Raw genomic sequence first — 3758 nt, 5'->3', positions numbered from 1 at the left:
ACAAATATTGAAAGCATTATCATTTTAATTAAAGTAGAATTTTTTCTTGTCATAAAACATCCATCCTTCACTACCTTATATATTACCATCAATCAATATTTCTTTACAATAAAAAATATAGCAAATTATTACTTAAAATAATTTACTATATTTTTTGCTGCTTTTTCATTCATTCCATCAACTTCGCAAAGCTCTTCTACACTGGCTTTTTTTATTCTGTCAAGAGTTTTAAAATGTTTCATCAAAGCTTTTTTCCTTTTTTCTCCGATTAAGGCTATATTGTCTAATTCAGATTTCTTGAAGTTTTTTTCGTGAAGTTTTCTGTGATAATTGATTGCAAATCTGTGTGTCTCTTCTTGAATTGCGAACAACAACCTGTACAAAGGAGTGTTCACTTTCAATCTGATTTCGTCGTTTTCGTAAATTATTCCACGCGTCCTATGCTTATCATCTTTTACAAGTCCTAGAACTGGAATATCCAAGTTGAATTCGTTCAACACTTCTTTTGCGATGTTGACTTGACCTTTGCCACCATCCATCAAAATAATAGAAGGCATTTCGTCAAAGCTGTTGTCTTTTTTATCAGAATCCAAAAGTCTTCTGAATCTTCTCGTCAATACTTCCCTGTGCGATGCATAATCATCGGCACCTTCTACAGTTTTTATTTTAAATTTACGATAATCTTTGGAAGATTTAGCCCCGTTTTTGAACACAATCATACTTCCCACAGAATCTACACCACTTGTGTTGGAAATATCGTAGCATTCAATTCTATCAATTGGTTTAACCCCTGTAATGTCTTGCAAATCTAAGATTGCATTCTCACGATTACGTTCTCTTTTCAAATGTCTGGAAATGTATTTGTCCAGTCCTTCTTTTGCGTTTACTCTGACCATTTCCAAGAGGTCAGTCTTGTTACCACGTTTAGGAATTTTGATTTCTACCTTGGAACCTTTTTTCTCAGTTAGCATTTCTTCGATAAGCTCTCTGTCTTCGATTTCAATATCGGTAAGGATTTGTTTCGGAACGTAAGTCAAATCAATGTAGAATTGTTTGAAAAATTCTCCTACAATGTGTTCGTTTGATTCTTCGTATTTATTGTCGATAATGAAATGTTGTCTTTCAATAATTTTACCATTTCTCATGAAAAATACTTGAACGCATACAGTCTCCGCTTCTCTAGCCATGGATATCATATCCAAATCCAACCCCTTGGTGTTGGTAATGTTTTGTTTTTCCAAAATCACTTGAATATTTGCGATAGAATCTCTGAGTTTCGCTGCCAATTCGAAGTTCAAATTCTTGGATGCAGCCATCATTTTATCGGTCAATTTCTTAGTCAAGTCATCTTCACGACCATTCAAGAAATTTTCCACTTCTAACAATTCTTTGTTGTAATCTTCTTCGTTAACATCATAAACGCACATTCCGTCACAACGATTGATATAATAATTCAAACAAGGTCTCTTAAGCTTTTGACCCTTATCAAAATTCAAATTACACGTTCTGATTTTGTACGTTTCATGAATTAAATCTATAATATCATTAACTGCATAAGCATTAGGAAAAGGCCCAAAATACTTCGCCTTATCCTTCAAAACACGTCTAGTTTTCAAGACTCTTGGAAACTTTTCGTTCGTGATTTTGATGTATGGATATTGCTTATCGTCTCTTAAAACGATGTTGTATTTCGGGCTGTTTTTCTTGATTAAGTTTGATTCCAGAACCAAAGCTTCACATTCATTATTCACGATAATATATTCAAAATATTCTACGTGACTTACCATTGCAGCGACCTTTGCGAGTTTTTTTGATGAATCAAAATATTGACCCACACGTCTTCTCAAATCAATCGCCTTGCCAACGTAGATTATCTCGTCTGTTTTATCGTGCATAATGTACACGCCTGGTTTGTGAGGTACTTTTTGCAGTTCTTTTTTTATATCAAACATTTCTATATTGCTTTTGTTTGTTGTTCAAGATATTCTAAGTCAGATCCTTCCAAGTATGGTGATAATTTTTCGTAGCATTCTTTATTGTAATTGTTCAACCATTCTAATTCGAAAGGAAGTAATTTTTCTTTGATAACAGGTCTTGTGTCAATTGGACAAATAGACAATGATTCAAATCCCAAGAATTCTCCAAATTCAGATTCTCCAACTTTGATGCAGTGCATAATATTTTCGATTCTAATTCCGTGTGAACCTTCGATGTAAATTCCTGGTTCGTCACTAGTAACCATTCCTTCATCCATATCGATATCATTATTTACGGACGAAATTCTTTGTGGACCTTCGTGAACACCAAGGTAGAATCCAACACCGTGGCCTGTGCCGTGTCTGAAATCCAACATTTCTTGCCAAATAGGTCTTCTTGCAATTGGATCTAAGCTCGATGATTTTGTTCCTTTAGGGAAGATTGTAGTCATCAAATTGATGTGTGATTTTAATGTTAAAGTATAGTGTAGTTTTTCATCATCAGTCAATTCACCAAGAGCAACCGTACGAGTAATATCAGTAGTTCCATCCAAATATTGCGCACCACTATCAACCAAATACAATCCCTTCGGTTGTAAAGTGACTGGATGATCAACTGATGGTTCGTAATGAGGAAGTGCAGCATTTTCTCCATATGCAGATATAGTACCGAAACTTAAATCCATGAACAAATCGCCTTGTTCTCTGAAATATCTCAACTTATCTGCTGCACTCATTTCAGTAACATTTCCAGTTGGAGTACCTGTTTCTACCCAATTGAAAAACTTAACCAATGCAACGCCGTCTTTGATGTAAGCATTCTTTTGATTTTTAATTTCTGTTTCATTCTTATGAGCTTTCATCAAAGTTGTAGGTTGAATTCCTTTTGAAATTCTAATATTTGAATTAATTGAATTGTAAATTCTTACATTTGTCTTAGAAGGATCCAAGAATAAAACACTTTTTCCTGGAAGCTCACTCAAATCTTCGAAGACTTTTTCGTAAGCTTTTACAGTAACACCTTGTTCTTTTAATAATTCAATCAAATCATCGTCGATTTTTTCATCATCAATGTACAAATTAGCAAAATCTTTTCCAACCAATGCATAACTTATGATAACAGGATTGTACAATACATCGTTACCTCTAATATTGTAAAGGTAGCAAATATCATCCAAAGAGCCTATAAAATTGTAATCACAATCGTTAGAATCCATAAAATATCTTAGCTCTTTTAATTTTGTCTTAGTATCCTTGCCACAATATTTTACATCAAATGCATAAGCCTTTGAATTTGGTTTTTCTGGACGATCTTCCCAGATATCACCAACAAAATCCACATCAGTGATTATCATTCTGTCGCCTAATTTTTCCAACCATTGATAGTAATCGTTGTAGTCCAAAGTAAGTCCGTCAACGCCGATTTTTCCGCATTCAGGAACATTTTCTTTCAAATATTCAATCAAAGTAGGAACACCAGGTTCTCCCATCTTCATCAAATCTACAGTAGAACCTTCAAGTTCTTTTGCAGCTTGAATAAAATATCTTCCGTCAGTAAACAAAGCTGCTTTTTTCTTCAAAATTACAGCAGTTCCTGCACTACCACTAAATCCAGTAATATATTTTCTAGTTTTATAATAATCTGCCAAATATTCCGATGTATGAGGATCGCTTGACAATACAACATACGCATCGATATTTCTTTCGCTCATTTTTTTTCTTAGCTTTTCTAATCTTTCTGTAATCATAAATTACCTCCTCGTAGTTATAATAATTATATCA

Annotated in this window: 2 protein-coding genes; both read right to left on the bottom strand. The window is 33.8% G+C overall.

Features of this window, described 5'->3' with window-relative positions:
• Positions 1–128 precede the first annotated feature (128 nt).
• Positions 129–1952, bottom strand: coding sequence for an excinuclease ABC subunit UvrC (gene uvrC / locus KHW44_RS07400; RefSeq protein WP_304067859.1), 1824 nt, complete (start codon positions 1950–1952; stop codon positions 129–131).
• A gap of 2 nt (positions 1953–1954) precedes the next feature.
• The gene (locus KHW44_RS07395; protein WP_304067856.1) at positions 1955–3724 is read right to left on the bottom strand and encodes an aminopeptidase P family protein; all 1770 of its coding nucleotides are present in this window, start codon (positions 3722–3724) and stop codon (positions 1955–1957) included.
• Positions 3725–3758 lie beyond the last annotated feature (34 nt).

The organism is Finegoldia magna (assembly GCF_018371055.1).
Classification (GTDB): Bacteria; Bacillota; Clostridia; order Tissierellales; family Peptoniphilaceae; genus Finegoldia; species Finegoldia magna_I.
Note: the sequence above shows the minus strand (reverse complement) of the source record. Positions and strands in the feature narration are given on the sequence as shown.

Excerpts from the sequence above, each read along its gene's own strand:
- KHW44_RS07395 (WP_304067856.1), bottom strand. The coding sequence starts at position 3,724 with ATGATTACAGAAAGATTAGAAAAGCTAAGAAAAAAAATGAGCGAAAGA.
- uvrC (WP_304067859.1), bottom strand. The coding sequence starts at position 1,952 with ATGTTTGATATAAAAAAAGAACTGCAAAAAGTACCTCACAAACCAGGC.